22 protein-coding genes and 1 pseudogene are annotated in these 14,387 nt (G+C 69.7%); 5 read left to right on the forward strand and 18 right to left on the reverse strand.

Going from position 1 to position 14,387, the window contains the following annotated elements:
- Positions 1 to 54: 54 nt before the first annotated feature.
- From ACIQNU_RS02495 to ACIQNU_RS02575, 17 genes are all read right to left on the reverse strand, one after another.
- On the reverse strand, positions 55 to 492 hold the full coding sequence (locus ACIQNU_RS02495; RefSeq protein WP_401360014.1) for a hypothetical protein: 438 nt from the start codon (positions 490 to 492) through the stop codon (positions 55 to 57).
- Positions 492 to 710: a hypothetical protein gene (locus tag ACIQNU_RS02500; RefSeq protein WP_401360015.1), complete on the reverse strand. Its 219-nt coding sequence runs from the start codon at positions 708 to 710 to the stop codon at positions 492 to 494. The genes ACIQNU_RS02495 and ACIQNU_RS02500 overlap by 1 nt, the downstream gene beginning before the upstream one ends.
- Entirely contained in the window at positions 707 to 1,504 is a 798-nt protein-coding gene (locus tag ACIQNU_RS02505) for a hypothetical protein (RefSeq protein WP_401360018.1), read from the reverse strand. The genes ACIQNU_RS02500 and ACIQNU_RS02505 overlap by 4 nt, the downstream gene beginning before the upstream one ends.
- Complete coding sequence (locus ACIQNU_RS02510; RefSeq protein WP_401360021.1) at positions 1,501 to 2,022, reverse strand: RusA family crossover junction endodeoxyribonuclease; 522 nt, start codon at positions 2,020 to 2,022, stop codon at positions 1,501 to 1,503. Before ACIQNU_RS02510 ends, ACIQNU_RS02505 begins: the two co-directional genes overlap by 4 nt.
- Positions 2,019 to 2,750: a 3'-5' exonuclease gene (locus tag ACIQNU_RS02515; RefSeq protein ID WP_401360023.1), complete on the reverse strand. Its 732-nt coding sequence runs from the start codon at positions 2,748 to 2,750 to the stop codon at positions 2,019 to 2,021. Before ACIQNU_RS02515 ends, ACIQNU_RS02510 begins: the two co-directional genes overlap by 4 nt.
- Positions 2,747 to 3,526: an ERF family protein gene (locus tag ACIQNU_RS02520; RefSeq protein ID WP_401360026.1), complete on the reverse strand. Its 780-nt coding sequence runs from the start codon at positions 3,524 to 3,526 to the stop codon at positions 2,747 to 2,749. Before ACIQNU_RS02520 ends, ACIQNU_RS02515 begins: the two co-directional genes overlap by 4 nt.
- Positions 3,523 to 4,572, reverse strand: a complete 1,050-nt coding sequence (locus tag ACIQNU_RS02525) for a lambda-exonuclease family protein (RefSeq protein WP_401360029.1) — start codon at positions 4,570 to 4,572, stop codon at positions 3,523 to 3,525. Before ACIQNU_RS02525 ends, ACIQNU_RS02520 begins: the two co-directional genes overlap by 4 nt.
- Entirely contained in the window at positions 4,569 to 4,745 is a 177-nt protein-coding gene (locus ACIQNU_RS02530) for a hypothetical protein (protein WP_401360032.1), read from the reverse strand. Before ACIQNU_RS02530 ends, ACIQNU_RS02525 begins: the two co-directional genes overlap by 4 nt.
- Positions 4,742 to 5,413, reverse strand: a complete 672-nt coding sequence (locus ACIQNU_RS02535; RefSeq protein WP_401360033.1) for a DNA cytosine methyltransferase — start codon at positions 5,411 to 5,413, stop codon at positions 4,742 to 4,744. The genes ACIQNU_RS02530 and ACIQNU_RS02535 overlap by 4 nt, the downstream gene beginning before the upstream one ends.
- Positions 5,410 to 5,580, reverse strand: a complete 171-nt coding sequence (locus tag ACIQNU_RS02540) for a hypothetical protein (RefSeq protein WP_401360036.1) — start codon at positions 5,578 to 5,580, stop codon at positions 5,410 to 5,412. The genes ACIQNU_RS02535 and ACIQNU_RS02540 overlap by 4 nt, the downstream gene beginning before the upstream one ends.
- Positions 5,580 to 6,095, reverse strand: coding sequence for a hypothetical protein (locus ACIQNU_RS02545; protein WP_401360039.1), 516 nt, complete (start codon positions 6,093 to 6,095; stop codon positions 5,580 to 5,582). Before ACIQNU_RS02545 ends, ACIQNU_RS02540 begins: the two co-directional genes overlap by 1 nt.
- Positions 6,096 to 6,212: 117 nt before the next feature.
- Entirely contained in the window at positions 6,213 to 6,479 is a 267-nt protein-coding gene (locus ACIQNU_RS02550) for a hypothetical protein (protein WP_401360042.1), read from the reverse strand.
- The gene (locus ACIQNU_RS02555) at positions 6,476 to 6,709 is read right to left on the reverse strand and encodes a hypothetical protein (RefSeq protein ID WP_401360044.1); all 234 of its coding nucleotides are present in this window, start codon (positions 6,707 to 6,709) and stop codon (positions 6,476 to 6,478) included. Before ACIQNU_RS02555 ends, ACIQNU_RS02550 begins: the two co-directional genes overlap by 4 nt.
- Positions 6,709 to 7,629, reverse strand: coding sequence for a hypothetical protein (locus ACIQNU_RS02560; protein ID WP_401360046.1), 921 nt, complete (start codon positions 7,627 to 7,629; stop codon positions 6,709 to 6,711). Before ACIQNU_RS02560 ends, ACIQNU_RS02555 begins: the two co-directional genes overlap by 1 nt.
- Positions 7,626 to 8,075 (reverse strand): hypothetical protein, encoded by a 450-nt coding sequence (locus ACIQNU_RS02565; protein ID WP_401360049.1) that lies wholly within the window; start codon positions 8,073 to 8,075, stop codon positions 7,626 to 7,628. The genes ACIQNU_RS02560 and ACIQNU_RS02565 overlap by 4 nt, the downstream gene beginning before the upstream one ends.
- Before the next feature lie 90 nt (positions 8,076 to 8,165).
- The gene (locus ACIQNU_RS02570; RefSeq protein ID WP_401360052.1) at positions 8,166 to 8,345 is read right to left on the reverse strand and encodes a hypothetical protein; all 180 of its coding nucleotides are present in this window, start codon (positions 8,343 to 8,345) and stop codon (positions 8,166 to 8,168) included.
- Entirely contained in the window at positions 8,342 to 8,620 is a 279-nt protein-coding gene (locus tag ACIQNU_RS02575; RefSeq protein ID WP_401360055.1) for a helix-turn-helix domain-containing protein, read from the reverse strand. The genes ACIQNU_RS02570 and ACIQNU_RS02575 overlap by 4 nt, the downstream gene beginning before the upstream one ends.
- Positions 8,621 to 8,812: 192 nt before the next feature.
- On the opposite strand from ACIQNU_RS02575, the gene ACIQNU_RS02580 reads away from it, so the two are divergent.
- Positions 8,813 to 9,265: a hypothetical protein gene (locus ACIQNU_RS02580; protein ID WP_401360057.1), complete on the forward strand. Its 453-nt coding sequence runs from the start codon at positions 8,813 to 8,815 to the stop codon at positions 9,263 to 9,265.
- 13 nt (positions 9,266 to 9,278) lie between these two features.
- Positions 9,279 to 9,830 carry a hypothetical protein gene (locus ACIQNU_RS02585; RefSeq protein WP_401360059.1) on the forward strand — a complete coding sequence of 184 codons (552 nt, stop codon included), beginning with the start codon at positions 9,279 to 9,281 and terminating at the stop codon, positions 9,828 to 9,830.
- Here ACIQNU_RS02585 and ACIQNU_RS02590 read toward each other — a convergent pair.
- Positions 9,751 to 11,304: a recombinase family protein gene (locus ACIQNU_RS02590; RefSeq protein ID WP_401360063.1), complete on the reverse strand. Its 1,554-nt coding sequence runs from the start codon at positions 11,302 to 11,304 to the stop codon at positions 9,751 to 9,753. The two genes, ACIQNU_RS02585 and ACIQNU_RS02590, sit on opposite strands and share 80 nt — an antisense overlap.
- Positions 11,305 to 11,336: 32 nt before the next feature.
- On the opposite strand from ACIQNU_RS02590, the pseudogene ACIQNU_RS02595 reads away from it, so the two are divergent.
- The 3 genes and pseudogenes from ACIQNU_RS02595 to ACIQNU_RS02605 form a co-directional block, all read left to right on the forward strand.
- Positions 11,337 to 12,998: pseudogene (locus ACIQNU_RS02595) on the forward strand (ComEC/Rec2 family competence protein); the annotation flags it as partial.
- Positions 12,999 to 13,228: 230 nt separating this feature from the next.
- Positions 13,229 to 14,107: a YceI family protein gene (locus ACIQNU_RS02600; RefSeq protein WP_401360065.1), complete on the forward strand. Its 879-nt coding sequence runs from the start codon at positions 13,229 to 13,231 to the stop codon at positions 14,105 to 14,107.
- A gap of 22 nt (positions 14,108 to 14,129) precedes the next feature.
- Positions 14,130 to 14,375 (forward strand): hypothetical protein, encoded by a 246-nt coding sequence (locus tag ACIQNU_RS02605; protein ID WP_401360067.1) that lies wholly within the window; start codon positions 14,130 to 14,132, stop codon positions 14,373 to 14,375.
- Positions 14,376 to 14,387 lie beyond the last annotated feature (12 nt).

The following is a 14,387-nucleotide window of genomic DNA, read 5'->3' on the forward strand; positions in this document are numbered from 1 at the left end:
TCCGGGGCGGGGCTCGGGGCCGGCCGCCCCGGACGGTGCTGCGGGGCGGGACAGTTAGCGGACGAACTCGGCGCGGCGGCGGTCCTCCCGGGCACGCTGGTGCTCGCGGTACTCGTCCTCAGTGGGGTATCCCGAGAGCCCGGCGCCGAGGATGTCGTCCGGCTTCGTGGGGCCGGGACCGGCCTCGTCGAACGTCCCCTCCATCTGACGGCGGCGCCACATCGCCCGCTTCGCCTCGGCGAGGGTGACGGCCTCCTCGTCGCTGGCGGCGACCTCGCACTCGGTGATGCGGAATTTGACGTGCGGGGGCTTCTCCTCGCCGTCGGCGTGGCCGGTGTAGGAGGTGGAGGTGAGGGCGACGATCGCGTAGACGACCGTGCCCGGCTTCTCGAAGGCGCCGCGCTTCTGGTCGCGGTTGAGGGCGACGTCGATGTGTCCGGCGGCCGTGTCGAGTTTGGCCTCGGGGGTCTGGTGGGCGGGCAGTTTGGGCATCAAAGGGTTCCGTTCTGGTAGGCGTCGGCCGCGTCGGCGGCCTGCTGGGCGAGGGCCTGTTCAGCGCAGGTCTTGTGCGCGGGCTTTCGTTTCGAGTCGCGGAGCTGGGTGGGGACGCCGCAGTACCGACAGGGCTTCTCGGTCCAGGACCAGTGCGAGGGGTCCCGCCAGTCGAGGAGTCCGGTGGGCGGGGGCTGCGGGCGCGGGCGGCGGGTCATGCCGCGCTCCGGGCGGAGGGGATGCCGTGCGCGGCACGGGCCCGCAGGACCGTCCGAGAGGACACCCCGAGGCGCCGCCCGATGGCGTCGTCGTCCAGGCCCTGGGTAACCAGTTCGGCCACGTCGGCGGCATGGAGGTGACGGGGAGCGCTGGGGCTGTCGGGGTCTGGGATGCACGCGGGGTCGTCGATGTCAGCCCATGCCATCGGGCCGTGCCAGCCGTGTGCCTGCGCGTGGTTGCGGGCCTGCTCGGCGGCCCGGGTGGGCGGGGCGGGGCTGGTCGAGAGCTGCCTGTAGACGCGTGCCACCGAGGTAGCGGTCGCCGCCCGGATGGTGGTCCACCGTCCGTCGGCGGTTTGTTGCAGGCTGCTCGGCGGGGCTCCGGCTCTGCGGGCGACGTCGGCCAGGGAGTGGCCGAGGACCATCAGGGCCTGAAGGCGACGCCTGGTGCCGGCGCCGTCGACCATTCCGCGCGGTACCGGCGGGGCCTGGTCGAGGCGGATGCCGAGGATGGCGGACGCCGTCTTGCGGTAGACCATCGGAGACCCGCCGAGGACGACGGACACTGTGGCTTGATGGAGGCTGGCGGCGGCTGCGATCTGGTACTGCGTCCAACCTCGTGCGATGAGCCGCTCAAGGTGGACACGCACCTGTGTGGCGTCGACGCGGCGCGCCACGCCGTTGATGCGGTCGTAGCTGAGGCGTAGCCGGTAGGAGCGCCCGGCGTCGCAGCATTCCTTGCAGCGGCATCCGCCGTGGTAGCGGGAGTAGGTGCCGTGGTCGGGGAGCTTCACAGGCTCACCGCCTCGGGGAGGCGCCACACGCGGATCACGCAGCCCGGCGTGCTCAGGACATCCGAGCCGCCGGACTTGTCGGCGACGTAGTACTTCGCGAGGCGGACGTACTCGACGACACGGGCATCGTCCTTCCACACCACACCGGTCAGTGCGTCCTCAGTGGCGCGCAGGAGCTTGGACAAGTCCGGGGTACTGGCCGGTCGCCACATGAAGGACTTCGACCAGCGAGTTCCGGTCGGCCACCAGGTCGGCCGTCCCCCGGGGCGGTGTCGAACCGTGAACACCATGGACACGGCGAGGGGTCCGTCGAGCGGTGCGGGTGGCATGGCCTCGATCGCGGCGGCCTTGACGTCCTGGCGCCACGGCTTGACCTTCTTCGACGACTCGATCATCACGCCGCCGCCGACGTGCCGCTTGCTGCCCTGGGGGGCGGGGGCGCCGTGGACGGTGATGGTGATGTCGGGGCGGGGCCCGACCGCCGTGGTGGCGGCCGGGGTGTGCAGGGTGGCGGTCACTGGTCACCGCCGTCACGCGGGGCAGGGACCATGGGCCACTCGGCCCTTACGCCGTCGGCCTGGTGCTCCTTGCCGGGCGTCCGCCGGAAGTAGTCCGCCAGCCCCTCGGCCTGCTCCCGCGCCCACTCGATCTGCCGCGCGTGCAGGTCGTCGAGGGCGACGCGCGGCAGGTCCGGGAAGCTGCTCCCGATCCGCCACACCACTCGGCATGCGGCGATGGCGTCGGCGTCCGCATTGTGTGCGCCGTCGAGCGGGACTCGATACGTCCGGCAGAGGTCTTCGAGCTTCCGGCCGCCGCGCCGGAACCGGTCGATCTTCTTGTCGAGGACGCGGGGATCGATGACGCGCAGGTCGTCGCCGACGATGTCGATAAGGGGCTGCACGCCGTGACGGCGGGCCTCGCGGTCCAGCATCGTCAGGTCGAAGCTCGCGTTCATCGCGACGACCGGGACCCCGGCGAGGACGACCTCGGCAAGCGCCGCGGTGACCTGCTCCACGACCTCGGCCGCCGGACGGCCCTCGGCGCGGGCCTTCTCGGTGGTGACGCCGTGGACCTTCGCGGCCTCCTCGGGGATCTCGATCCCGGGGTCGGCCATCCACGTCGCGGACTGAGTGGACTGACCGCCGCCGCACTGGACGACGCACGCGGTGACGATGCGGTCGGTCTCGGTGTCGACGCCGGTGGTCTCCAGGTCGAATCCGGCCAGACGGCCAAGATGCCAGCTCATGAGCCACCGCCCGTGCGCTCGCCGTAGATCCGGCGCCCGAGACTGTCAAGCGTCTCCATCTCGCCGGTCTCGTTCGCCACCTTGGTGTTGAGCATCCGCAGGTTGCCCAGCTCGTAGCCGATCTGTTGCAACCGGCCCTGTGACGTCTTCTTGTCGAGGATCTCGTCGCGGTACGACTCGGCCGAGCGGGGCGACGCGTCGTTGCCGCGCTCGATGCGGTCGGCGTCCGGGTCCTTGTCGTGCGTCGGCGTGAGGCCGAAGCCCAGCAGCAGCGTCCGCAGCGCGACGGACTGCGCCTTGGTCGTTGCCTTGTCGGCGGTGTCGAGGGCCTCACCCATCGTCTGGAGGGTGAGCGTGTCTCCCAGCGGCCCCATGATCGTCCAGGTGACGAGGACGGAGCACTCGCGCATCTTGGTGCCCTTGGCGGTGGTCTTCTCGCCGTAGCTGGCCTCGACCTTGGAGGACATGACGTTGACGCCGTGCTTCAGCGTGACCGGGCCGAAGACGTTGACGACGGTGTCGACGCCGCGGAAGTTGAAGCGGGTCCCGGCCTGGTTGTACAGCTGGTCCTTGCTGATGGCGCGGATGTCGCGGCGGACGCGGAGCCACGCGACCCCGACGGGCACCATCTCGGGGTCATCGTCGCCGGGCTCGTAGTCGGCCATCGGGTCCGGCACCGGGGTGAACTCCTCGGCGGGCGCCGCGTCCTGCGGTGCGGACGCCTCGGTGTCGGTGCGGCCGGCGGCGGCTGCGGCCCGCTCAGCGATCGTGGTCATGCGGCGTGCTCCTCACGGACAGAGCGGGGAATGTTCAGCTGGTAATGGGTGCGGTCCTCCACGCAGTCCGCGTAGGCGTCCGGCCAGCGCTCGGCCAGCCGCGCCAAGTCGGTGTTCCGCTTGGTGCGCTCGTCGAGCGATACGAGGATCCGGTCCAGGACAGTGGCGGCCTCGGCGCCCGCGAGACCGGCGAGGATGCGGGCCTTCGCGGCCTTCTTCCGCTTCTCGGCGGCGGCCATCTCGGCGTGCGCGTCGAGGTAGTCGTCAACGGCGACCTGTGTGTCGACGTCGCGGGTGACGTCGACCGTGCCAGCGCGCTCCGGGTGGAGGCGGCCGTACAGGTCGAGGAGCACATCGGGGTCGGCATCATGGGAGAGGACCGGGGCGCGGCGGGTGGTGATCTGCTGCCAGGCCCGCTCACCGGCGGCCCGCAGGTCGGCGACGAGCTGGGCGTGGTCGGCGACCCGGATCACGTACTGGCGGTAGTCGTTGCCGCCGATGAGGACCGCGGCGTGGATGTGGTCGAAGCCGCAGACGATGGCCTGCCACAGGGTCTGCACGAGGACGTCGTCGGCGACGCCCTTGCGGAACTGTCCGGCCTTCATCTTGTCGCGGCACTTGATCTCCACGGCACATTTCTCGCGGCCGTCGGCGAGCGGGCATTCCAGGACTCGGCGGTCGAGGGTGCACATCTCGTGAGGCCGGTCGGCGTGGGCGACGAGGCCGACGCGGCGGACCACGCTGCGGTTGCGGCGTGCCCATTCGCGGGCGACGGTTTCCTCGTTGAGGCGCCCCCACAGGGCGGGTTCGGAGTCGTCGGACTCCAGTGGCAGGCCGCCGGTCTTGTCGTGCCAGACGGAGAGGGCGTTGCCGTAGCGGCTGATGCCGAGGATCGCGGCGATGTCGGAGGAGCCGATGCCGGAGCGGCGGGCGGTGAGCCAGGCGGCACGGTCGGCGTCCGCGGGGAGGATGAGTCGGCCGGTGGGTGTGACCCGTCGGCCGGCGGCCGGGGCGCTGGTGGCCCCGGCCTGCACGGTGGTGGTCATGACGTGCTGCTTTCGGTGCTGGCCCACGCCTTGGTGCGGGCCTGGTGGGTGTTGTGGCGGCGGGTGCGGGTGCCGCTGTGGCTGGTGCACAGCTCGCCGCGCTCGGCGCCGCAGGTGGGGCAGGCGACGGCGATCTGCGGCAGGGCGCGGGCGGGCTCGGGGGCGGCGGTCATACGGGCCCCCTGACGCCGTGGGTCAGGAACTGGCGGCCGATCCACTCGCTGTACGCCGGAGGCACTGCTTGGCGGGCCTCGGTCTTGTTCATCCACGTACAGCCCATAGCGTCCGCGTAGGCCCTCTCGGCCTTGTGCATGAACGGCAGCAGCCCCTTGTGGTGCCAGCACGGCGGCAACAGCTCCCCGCCGCCGCCCCACGACGTCTCGAACACGCGGTGGCGGCGGACGTTCACGCCGAACTGCGAACCGCACAGCAGGTAGTCCGGACGGAGCGGCGCCTCGGGAACGTTCTCGATCACCCAGGGCCGACCGCTCGCGGCCATCAGCTTCCGGCCCGGGGTGAGCAGGTCCTCGTGGTCGTCGCGGCTGCCACGCCACTGGGTGACGTTGGCGAAGTACTGGCAGGGCCACGACGCGTGGACGAGCGCGTACCGCTCGATCTCCCCGGAGGCGGTGATGGAGGCGAGGTACTCCAAGGCGTCGGCCTGGTGGAACTCGAACGGGTAGCGGGGCTGCGGGTGGAGGTCGATGCCGACGACGTCGAACCCGGCGAGCCAGTAGCCCATGGACAGGCCGCCGGCGCCGCAGCACAGATCCAGCACCAGCAGTCCGTTGGGGATGTGATCGGGGACGGGACCCCGCTGTTCGCGCGTAGTGGTGTTCATCCGCAGATCACCGCCCCGATGACCACGGCGACGAGGAGCAGGAGCACCGCGCCGCAGCCGGACTGCGGCTGGTTGTCGTAGCTGGCGCGGTCCTGGAGGTCACGCGCGGAACGGCCGGTGCCGTCCTGACGCGGGCGGTTCCAGGTGCCGCCGAAGGTGTCCGGCATCAGGCACCGCCCTCGGTGACGTCAGACCAGCCGTCCATGTCGTCGGAGTCGGCGGGCTCCCAGGTGCTGCGGTCGTCGGCCCGCCACCCGAACGCGACGCGCTGATCGCCGCCCGGGTCGGTGTCGATGTGCTGCACGTGGAACTCGATGCAGTGGCCGTGGTGGGTCCGTGTGTAGACGTGTCCGGGCTGGAAGAAGTTGGGAGTGGCCGTCGCCGCCGGTGTGGCGGTGGCCTTCTCCTCGACGCCGAGGAACAGCCTGATCGCGCCCCGGTCAACCTTGGAGGCGAGGACCCCGATGACGTCCGCCTGCAACGCATGCTGCGCGCTGCCCGTGGACCGGTACTCCCGTTCCTTCTTCGCCAGCCAGGCGACGACCTCGCCCTTGGCCTCGCGCAGTACCTCGGTGCGGTGCGCGTCGACCAACTGCTCGGCGCGGGCCACGTCCTGGAGGGTGGCGATCCCGCCGAGGCTGTCCGAGGACAGAGCGGCGATGAGGTAACGACGGGCGCTCATCGGGCACCGTCCTCAGCCGCGACCTGCGCGGCCACATCCGGCTGCTCACCGGTCAAGTCCCACCGGACGCACCGGTCGAGGTGACCGCACCGGTCGCAGCAGGTACCGCAGTCACAGTCACGCATCGGGGTCCCCCTCGTCGTGGCGGTCGGCGGCGTTGCGGCAGCCGGCCGAGCAGTACGTCGTCCCGGCCGGGACCTGCGTCGGGCACTCCGCACACGGTCGGCGGGCCTCGCAGGCGGCGACGAGCGCCAACGTCGCGTGGGCCTGCGCCTCGGTCGCGAGGGCGAGCCCGGCGGCCGAGTCGGCGCCGTCCCCGTACGTGAAGTGGTGCGCCAAGCCGAGGAGGCGTTCCGCCTCGCGGTAGTGCTGCGGCCCGTTCATCGGGTGGCTCCCCTGTGAACGGAGTGGGCGAGCGCGATCTCGTGAAGGCGGGCGGTCGCCGCGTCGACCACGACGAGGACCAGCCCGGATACCCGGGCCACCACCACGCCGGGCGCGCGACGCAGCCACTCCGGCAGGTGCAGCTCCTTGGCGTCGGCGGCCACCTTCACGGTGACGGCGAGCACGAGGTACGCGCTGGCGCTGTAGTCGACGATCTGGAACGGCGTCATCACTCGTCACCGTCCGGGTCGTACGCCGCCGCGACCTCCAGCGGCGTCACCACGTAGCCGGTGCACTCCTGGACGGGCACGTCGTCGCCGTCGCAGCACTCGACGTCGAAGTACGTCAGCTCCTCCGGGCTGAGAGCGTCGCCGTCATCGGGCACCCATGAGACAAGGCCGGTCGCTCCCTCACGGGTGGCCAGTGCCTCGCAGTGCTCGACCGCGGCGTCACGGGTGGAGTAGGTCCCGAGGACGATCCCGGAGTCCGGGTGCTCCGCGCGGTACACGAAGGTGGACGCGGCCTCCAGCTCCGCGATCCGGGCAACCAGCCACTCCACAGCCGGAGTCAGCGTCTCCCCGAGCGCGAACGGAACCTTGCGCTCCTCGCCGTTCGGGGACAGCACGCCACGCATGCTCAACGCATCGTTCTGGAGCGCGACGAGCCGACCACGCCGACGCTCCCGCTGAGCCTCCAACTCGGCGACCCGAGCCTTCAGCCGCCCCCGATCGGCACCCACATCCGCGAGATCCCGCGACCGCTGCTCCAACTCCGCCGACAACCGCTCCCGGTCCTTCAGCAGAGACCGCGACACCGGATCCCGCCGAGCACGATCCTCGAACCAGGCCACATTCATCGCGTCCCAGTTCTCATCGAGGACCAGCCACTCACGGACCGCTTTGCGCGCCGCCTTCAGCGACTCTGCGACAGACGAACCACCCCGCCGTGACTGCTCGTCGGTGTACTCAATCGCCCGCTTCAGAGCGTCGCTCCACTGCGCGTCCTGCAACTCCTCGTACTCACCGGCGGGCAGAAGATAGAAGGCGCGCGCCACGTCGGGGATGCTCACGACGACCTGCGTCTGCTTCTCCTGCGGACGGACGATGTTGTAGCTGTCCAGCTTCACGCGGACACTGATCGACTCGGTCACAGCGCCACCGCCGACGCGTCCGCCTGCATCGCAGCCCACTCAGCAGCCGGAATCCACCGGCACGAGCACAGACGCACCGTCACGCCGTCCATGACCACCGTCGCGGACAGGTACTCGTAGCCGTCGCCGCCCCTGGAAGCGGCCTTGGTACGAGCGGAGACCTCACCGCCGAGCCGCACCGCCCAGGGGCCAACGCCCTCCGGGTCGGACTGAATGTCCACATGGACTTCATCGCGCGTCACCCTCGGGCGAACGGCGATCAGTTCGGGCAGCTCGCCGGTAGCAGCCATGGCGAGGAGGCGACGCGTCACAGCAGCGACCTGCCGGGCGTGCTCCTCCCACGCGCGGACAACGCTCTCGAACGGCAGAGCGTCCGGCAGTGGAGCTTCCGCCAGGGACAGGACCGCGACGGTCCGCCCGGGGAGATCGATAGGATTCGTACTCAAGGTGATCCACTTCCTTCGTTGGTGTGGTGGATTGCCGAGGGGCTGTCAGGACCGGGCATGGTCCGGGCGGCCCCGCTTACATGGGGGAGATCAGGCGGCGGCGGCAGCGGTCGACGGCGGAGCCTTGACCACGCGGCCGGCGGGCCGGGTGAGGATCCGGCGCAGCTCGTCGACGAGTTCAGGACTCGGCTCCGGTGCCGCTGCGACCAGCGCGTGAATGTGGGAGATGACCTCGTCGCCGAGGAGCGCACGGCGCTCTTCGCGGGTCACGCGGCGACCTCGATCGGGACGCGCTTGATGACCTCGCGCAGGTCGCAGTCATATGCCTCGGCGAGCCGCATGGCCGAGTTCAAGTCAGGCTGTGCCTCGCCGCTGAGGTAGCGGTAGACGGATGACTCAGGGATTCCGGTCCGGCGGTTGATCTTGTAGCCGGTGGAGTCGCCGCGTGCGGTGGTGATTTCCAGCAGCTTGGGGATGTCCAGGCGGAACACGTACTCACTCCTCCCGATGCCGTTGTCGCTGGTAGCAGGGTGTTCCTTGCTCACGAGGGAGACTTTGGCATATCTATTGCTCCCTAGCAAGGGTGCTTGCGTGTGAGGGAGGGGTGAATTTCTATGCGAACGCTTGTTCGATTACGTCTGTGACCAGTGTTAATGCAGGTCAGTGACCTAATGGCCACTCTTGCGCGTGAGGGATTCTGTGGCTACTCCCTAGGTAGGGAGGTACAGTTCCGGGACATGACAGACGGGACCCCCACGCGCGCGCAACGATTCGCCGCCATCGTCGTGCCCGCCGCGGAACGCGCCGGCTATACCGGGTTCGGCGCCAAAGCGCGCTTCGCCCGTGACACCGGCATGACCGACAGCAGCGTCACGCGCATGTGGCAAGGGGTCGCCCTCCCGGATGCCCGGTTCTACCGCGCCATCAGCGACGCGGCTGGCGTCAACCTGGGAACCCTCCTCGTTGAGGGTGGCGTTCTGTCGCCTGAATCCCTCCAGTCACTGTCCGAAACTGACCGATCGCAGGTAGGCTCTGCGCTTACCCCGGAGGAAGCGGCTGACCGGCTCGGAATCAGGGACGACGTGGGGCGCCAAATGTTCTTCGCAACCATCGAGCGTCTCAAGCGTCTAGAAGACGACGCCTCCGACGATCACAACGCTGACCACGGCGGGGCGGCAGCGCAGATGTGACGCGGGGGTACGGATGGAACGCGCGAGCGGAGCAAGGGCCACTACTACCGCAGGCGGAACGATTCTGCTCGGGGGAGCAGCACTCACCCTGTACGGCGTCACCAGCGGCCAAGCCGCTCATTCTCTCGGTGGCCTGGCCGGCACTCTGGTGGGCCTGACCGCGATCATCCTGTCGGTAATCCACGGATGGGTCACCGACACCCGCAGCGAGCGCATCATCCTTGCCGCTGTGCAGAGGGAAGCGCAGGCAGAGCGATCCCGGTACATCGCCGCGCAGGCCGCGCTGGAGAACGAGCAAGCGCGCCTCAACCGAGACGCCGCCGCCGAACGCGCCCGTGCCCGCGCCGGCCTCGCTGCCGAACGCGAAGCGATGAAGATTGCGTTCGAGGAAGAGCGGGCCAAGCTCGTCTGCGAGACATTCGAGGCAGCGGTTCAGATGGTGCGGCACGGCCAACTGGACGACCAGCCGGTCAAGAGCGAGGTCGTCATCCAGTTCCCGACTCAGCAGCCGGAGCGATCTGGGGAGCACTCGCGCTCGCGCGAACGTGGCGTGGTTGGGCCCTGAAGCCGTCCTGCCCCACAAACGTCAGCGTCACACGACCAGGCTCGATCGCTCGCACGCCACGTGCACGCGCCTTGTGCACGACGATGTTCACCACCGCGCGCAGTACCGCTCGCCGCTGCTCGATGGACAACTCCTCGTTCCAGATGTGATCCACGTGTGCAGAGCCGAGGAGCCTACGCACCACCGGCGGTGCCGTGTTCACCTGAGCCTCCAGAGCGGCAGCCTCAATCTGTGGCAAGAGCCGTTCCTCGATGCCAGCGAGGGAGGCGATCGACAACTCGGGCGTGTTGTCGGGCCGGAGCCGTCCGGCTCTCTCCCGGGCCTCCGCCAACTGCTGTTCCAGCGCCTTCTTACGCGCGCGGGCGGCAGCAGCCCTCTTCTCCTCTTCGTCTGACTGAAAGGCTGCCACGGCGGCCTTCGAGGCCAGCCAGGCGATGACCGCTTCTTCGACGTATGCATCCAACTTGGCCTCAGCCATCTGGGCATCGAACGCCTTCGAGCAGTGGTAGACCTTGCGGTCGCGTGACTTCCCCAACTTCATGTGCGGCCGGTCGGGACAGTTACCGCACCGCGCTATCCCCGACAGGAGGTGCTTGACAGCCCAATCGCGGGTCGTCGCACGCGATTCGTCCCTCACGATGTTCTGCACTGCGTCGAAGAGTTCATCGCTCACGATGGCGGGCCAGGTGGCACCACCGATCTCCTGACCCTGATGGACTCGCCGCCCTTTGTATCCAACGTTCCGTAGCATCGTGGGCAGGTGGTAGTAGTCCCAGGCGATGCCTGGCAGTCGCTCACCGCGGGTCTTGAGATCCTGGACGATCGAGTACTCGGTCTGACCCGCAGCGACCCGCTCGAAGATCTCTCTGACGATCGGCCCGTGGCGCGGATGCTCGTACTGCTCGGTGAGGTCGCCTGTCTCCGGGTCGTAACGGCGGGCGTAGCCCCACAGGATCCGACCGTGAGGGAGCCCCTTATTCGCCTGTGAGCGGGTGGTGCGAAGGATGCGGTCCCGGATGCCATCCACCTCGTCTTCAGCGGCGATGGCGTCTTGCGCCGTGGCTTTGCGGTCCTCGCGCTTGCTGAGGTCGTAGACCTGGCCGTTGTAGCAAAGGAGAACATTGTTCGCCATGCAGGCATTGCGGAGGCGGATGTACGCCTCAATGTCGCGGTAGTACCGGGACGCCTCCCATGCGACCACGATTCGTCCCTTGCCAGCCTCGATCGCTGCGAGGAGCGACTCGAAGTCCTTCCTTTGGCGTCGGGCGTGGCGAGATGCGGAGCGATCGATGTCCTGATCGAAGACTTCCGCAACGGGCCAGTCATGGCTTTCGCAGAGGTCGCGGCCGGAGGTGATCTGGTCCGCGACCGAGCGGCCCTTCTTCTTCGGGTCGCGGGAAGCCCGGCCGTAGAGCAGTGCGTGGAAGACGATGTCCGGATAGACCAGGTGCAGGTATTCGGGCGCGACAGGCATGGTTCGAGGGTAGCGAAAAACCTCCCTTAGCGACATTGTCAGGAGGCAACTTCACGATCCTGTTGGCTCTGCTGGTCGGACCTGCGGGGACGGCGCAATTGGTGGAGCGGCGGGGGCTCGCGCCGAGGCTCGGGTTGCCGTTGCGGACGACGGCGGTTCTGGGCGGGGCGCTGACGCTGGGGTTCGTGGTGGTGTGCCGGCCGGAGCCGAGTGTGGTGCGGGCCGCCGCGTGTGGCGGGATCGCGCTGCTCGCGATCGTCACGGGACGGCGCAGATCGTTGATCCCGGCGCTGGCGGCTGCGGTACTGCTGCTGGTGCTGTACGACCCGTGGCTGTCGCGGAGTTACGGCTTCGTGCTGTCGGTGCTGGCCACCGGTGCGCTGCTGACGGTCGCCCCGAGGTGGAGCGGTGCTTTGCGGCGGCGTGGGGTGCCCGCGCGGGTGGCGGAGGCGTTGGCCGCCGCGGCGGCTGCGCAGGCGGTGTGCGCCCCGGTCGTCGCGATGATGGCGGCGCGGGTGAGTCTGGTGGCGGTGCCGTGCAATCTGCTGGCGGAGTTCGCGGTGGCGCCGGCCACGGTGCTGGGGTTCGCGGCGCTGGCGGCGGCTCAGGGGGCGTTGCCGGTGGCCAAGGGGCTGGCGTGGTGCGCGAGTTGGCCGGCGGGCTGGATCGCGGACATCGCCCGGACGGGCGCGGCGCTGCCGGGCAACGGCGTGGACTGGCCGGGCGGTTGGCGAGGGGGACTGCTGCTCGCGGGGGTCACGGCCGTGGTAGTGCTGGTCGGCAGACGCCTGCTGACGTACCCGTGGGTGGCGGCTGCGGGGGCGGCGGTGCTGCTGCTCGTGGTGGTCCAGCCGCCGCCGCTCACCCGGGTGATCGCGGGATGGCCGCCGCCGGGCTGGCGGTTCGTGATGTGCGACGTGGGACAGGGCGATGCGGCGGTGCTCGCGACGGGCGACGGTGCGGGGGTGGTCGTGGACGCCGGTCCCGACCCGGTGCTCGTGGACCGGTGTCTGCGGGGACTCGGTGTCACCAGGGTTCCGCTCGTGCTCCTGACGCACTTCCACGCCGATCATGTGGCGGGGCTGCCGGGGGTGTTGCGGGGCAGATCGGTGGGGGTGATCGAGACGACGGCGTTGCGGGAGCCGGCGGACCAGGCCGCGCTCGTGCACCGGACGGCGGCCGGGCGGAACATTCCGGTGCGGCGCGCGGTGGCGGGGGAGAGACGGCGTACGGGAGCGCTCGACTGGCGGGTCCTGTGGCCGCCGCGCGCTTCGTCCCCGGTACCGGGGATGCCGGGGATGCCGGGGCCGATCGCGGCGGAGGGGCCGAACGACGCGAGTGTCACCCTCCTGGTGCGCACCGCCGGACTGCGTCTGCTGCTGCTCGGGGATCTGGAACCTCCGGCGCAGCGGGGGTTGTTGACGAGCGCGTTCGGGGTGGGGCTGCCGAGGGTGGATGTGGTGAAGGTCGCCCATCACGGGTCGGCGTATCAGGATCCGGAGCTGTTGCGCCGGGTGGCGCCGAGGCTGGCGTTGATCTCGTGCGGAGCGGACAACTCGTACGGGCATCCGTCGCCCCGGACCGTCGGGGCGCTGCGAGCGGCGGGGGCGAGGGTGCTGCGTACGGACCGGGACGGACCGGTGGCGGTGGTCGGCGGGGCGGATGGGCTGGGGGTGGTCACGGAACCGTGGTGAGTGTGCCGGGGTGACCGGTCAACGAAGGGAGACGGAAGGTTGTTACCGCAGGAAACTGGTGCTGAACTGCTGAAACAGTGATGGGGATGAGTAATTCGGGGTACTTGGCGCAGGGGTGGATCAAGGGCTGGATTCCCGCGATGTGGGCCCGTGTTGCCTCGAAAGCCTCAAGGGTGGTCGAATGCATTCTCGATACAACTGATGTCATTTCGGACTGGGGTGTTTCGGGGATGTTCGGCCGTTGGCGGGAGAAGCGTACGCATGCGGGGCGGGTGGGCCCGTTGTCGGCCGCCGTGATGCCGCCCGGCGCGGGGGTGCTCACCTGCCGGGTCCTTGACCCGGTGAACGAGCCCGTGCGGAACGCGGAGCTGGCCATCAGTGATGTGATGGGCCGTGAGGTGGTCAGCGGCGGGACGGACCCGTTCGGGTCGTTCGTGGCGACGGTGCCCGTGGGGGAGTACCGGCTCGCGGTGTCGGCCGAGGGGTACACGCCGTATCGGGCGACGGCGACCGTGGGCGACGGTGGGCACGCGTCGATCGGTGAGGTGACGCTCCAGGTCGCGCAGCCGCCCGCCCTGCCGGATCCGGGGGACTGGGAGATCGAGCCGACGCACTCGTCGATCGCGTTCACGGCGCGGCACATCGGGCTGGCGCGGGTGCACGGACGGTTCAACACCTTCGCGGGGGTGCTGCGGATAGCCGACGCGATGGAGCAGTCGGCGATGCATGTGGTGATCGATGCGGCGTCCATCGACACCAATGTGCAGATGCGGGACGACCATCTGCGGTCGGGGGACTTCCTGGATGTGCACCGGTTCCCGACGCTGGAGTTCTACAGCGACCGGTTCGTGCACAAGGGCGGGGTGCGGTGGGCGGTCACCGGGGCGTTGACACTGCACGGTGTGACACGCACGGTCACGCTCGACGTGGAGTATCTGGGCATCGGCAACGGTATGGAGGGTGAGACGCGGGCCGCCTGCCGGGCGGTCACCGAGCTGCACCGCGACGATTTCACGGTCAGTTGGCAGACGATGCTCGCCCGCGGGATAGCGGTGGTCGGGCCGAGCATCGAGATAGCCCTCGACATACAGATCGTCCCGAAGAGCTGACCCGGTGCCGGAGAATGTCCCGGTGAGTGATGTGAGACATGTGCTGGTGCTGCCCGACCGCGGAGCGGCGGAGGAGGCGGCGGAACAGCTGAGGGACCGGTTCGGGGTGGCGGAGGAACCGCAGCTCGTACGGGACGCGTTGGCCGGCGAGGACGATGCCGAGGACGCCCAGTGGCTCGTGGTCGTCGAGGACGCGCAGGGCCGACTGGACGCCGGGCGGCTCGACGCGTTCGCTGCGGAGTGGGACGGCTGGCGCGAGGCTCCGTAACCCGATGGGCAT

The organism is Streptomyces sp. NPDC091292 (genome assembly GCF_044757265.1).
Lineage (GTDB): Bacteria > Actinomycetota > Actinomycetes > Streptomycetales > Streptomycetaceae > Streptomyces.

Coding starts and splice junctions, on each gene's coding strand:
- ACIQNU_RS02580 (WP_401360057.1), top strand. CDS start 8,813: ATGACAGACGGGACCCCCACGCGCGCGCAACGATTCGCCGCCATCGTC.
- ACIQNU_RS02590 (WP_401360063.1), bottom strand. CDS start 11,304: ATGCCTGTCGCGCCCGAATACCTGCACCTGGTCTATCCGGACATCGTC.
- ACIQNU_RS02540 (WP_401360036.1), bottom strand. CDS start 5,580: ATGCCGGACACCTTCGGCGGCACCTGGAACCGCCCGCGTCAGGACGGC.
- ACIQNU_RS02530 (WP_401360032.1), bottom strand. CDS start 4,745: ATGACCGCCGCCCCCGAGCCCGCCCGCGCCCTGCCGCAGATCGCCGTC.
- ACIQNU_RS02525 (WP_401360029.1), bottom strand. CDS start 4,572: ATGACCACCACCGTGCAGGCCGGGGCCACCAGCGCCCCGGCCGCCGGC.
- ACIQNU_RS02535 (WP_401360033.1), bottom strand. CDS start 5,413: ATGAACACCACTACGCGCGAACAGCGGGGTCCCGTCCCCGATCACATC.
- ACIQNU_RS02520 (WP_401360026.1), bottom strand. CDS start 3,526: ATGACCACGATCGCTGAGCGGGCCGCAGCCGCCGCCGGCCGCACCGAC.
- ACIQNU_RS02545 (WP_401360039.1), bottom strand. CDS start 6,095: ATGAGCGCCCGTCGTTACCTCATCGCCGCTCTGTCCTCGGACAGCCTC.
- ACIQNU_RS02495 (WP_401360014.1), bottom strand. CDS start 492: ATGCCCAAACTGCCCGCCCACCAGACCCCCGAGGCCAAACTCGACACG.
- ACIQNU_RS02515 (WP_401360023.1), bottom strand. CDS start 2,750: ATGAGCTGGCATCTTGGCCGTCTGGCCGGATTCGACCTGGAGACCACC.
- ACIQNU_RS02600 (WP_401360065.1), top strand. CDS start 13,229: ATGTTCGGCCGTTGGCGGGAGAAGCGTACGCATGCGGGGCGGGTGGGC.
- ACIQNU_RS02585 (WP_401360059.1), top strand. CDS start 9,279: ATGGAACGCGCGAGCGGAGCAAGGGCCACTACTACCGCAGGCGGAACG.
- ACIQNU_RS02555 (WP_401360044.1), bottom strand. CDS start 6,709: ATGACGCCGTTCCAGATCGTCGACTACAGCGCCAGCGCGTACCTCGTG.
- ACIQNU_RS02500 (WP_401360015.1), bottom strand. CDS start 710: ATGACCCGCCGCCCGCGCCCGCAGCCCCCGCCCACCGGACTCCTCGAC.
- ACIQNU_RS02550 (WP_401360042.1), bottom strand. CDS start 6,479: ATGAACGGGCCGCAGCACTACCGCGAGGCGGAACGCCTCCTCGGCTTG.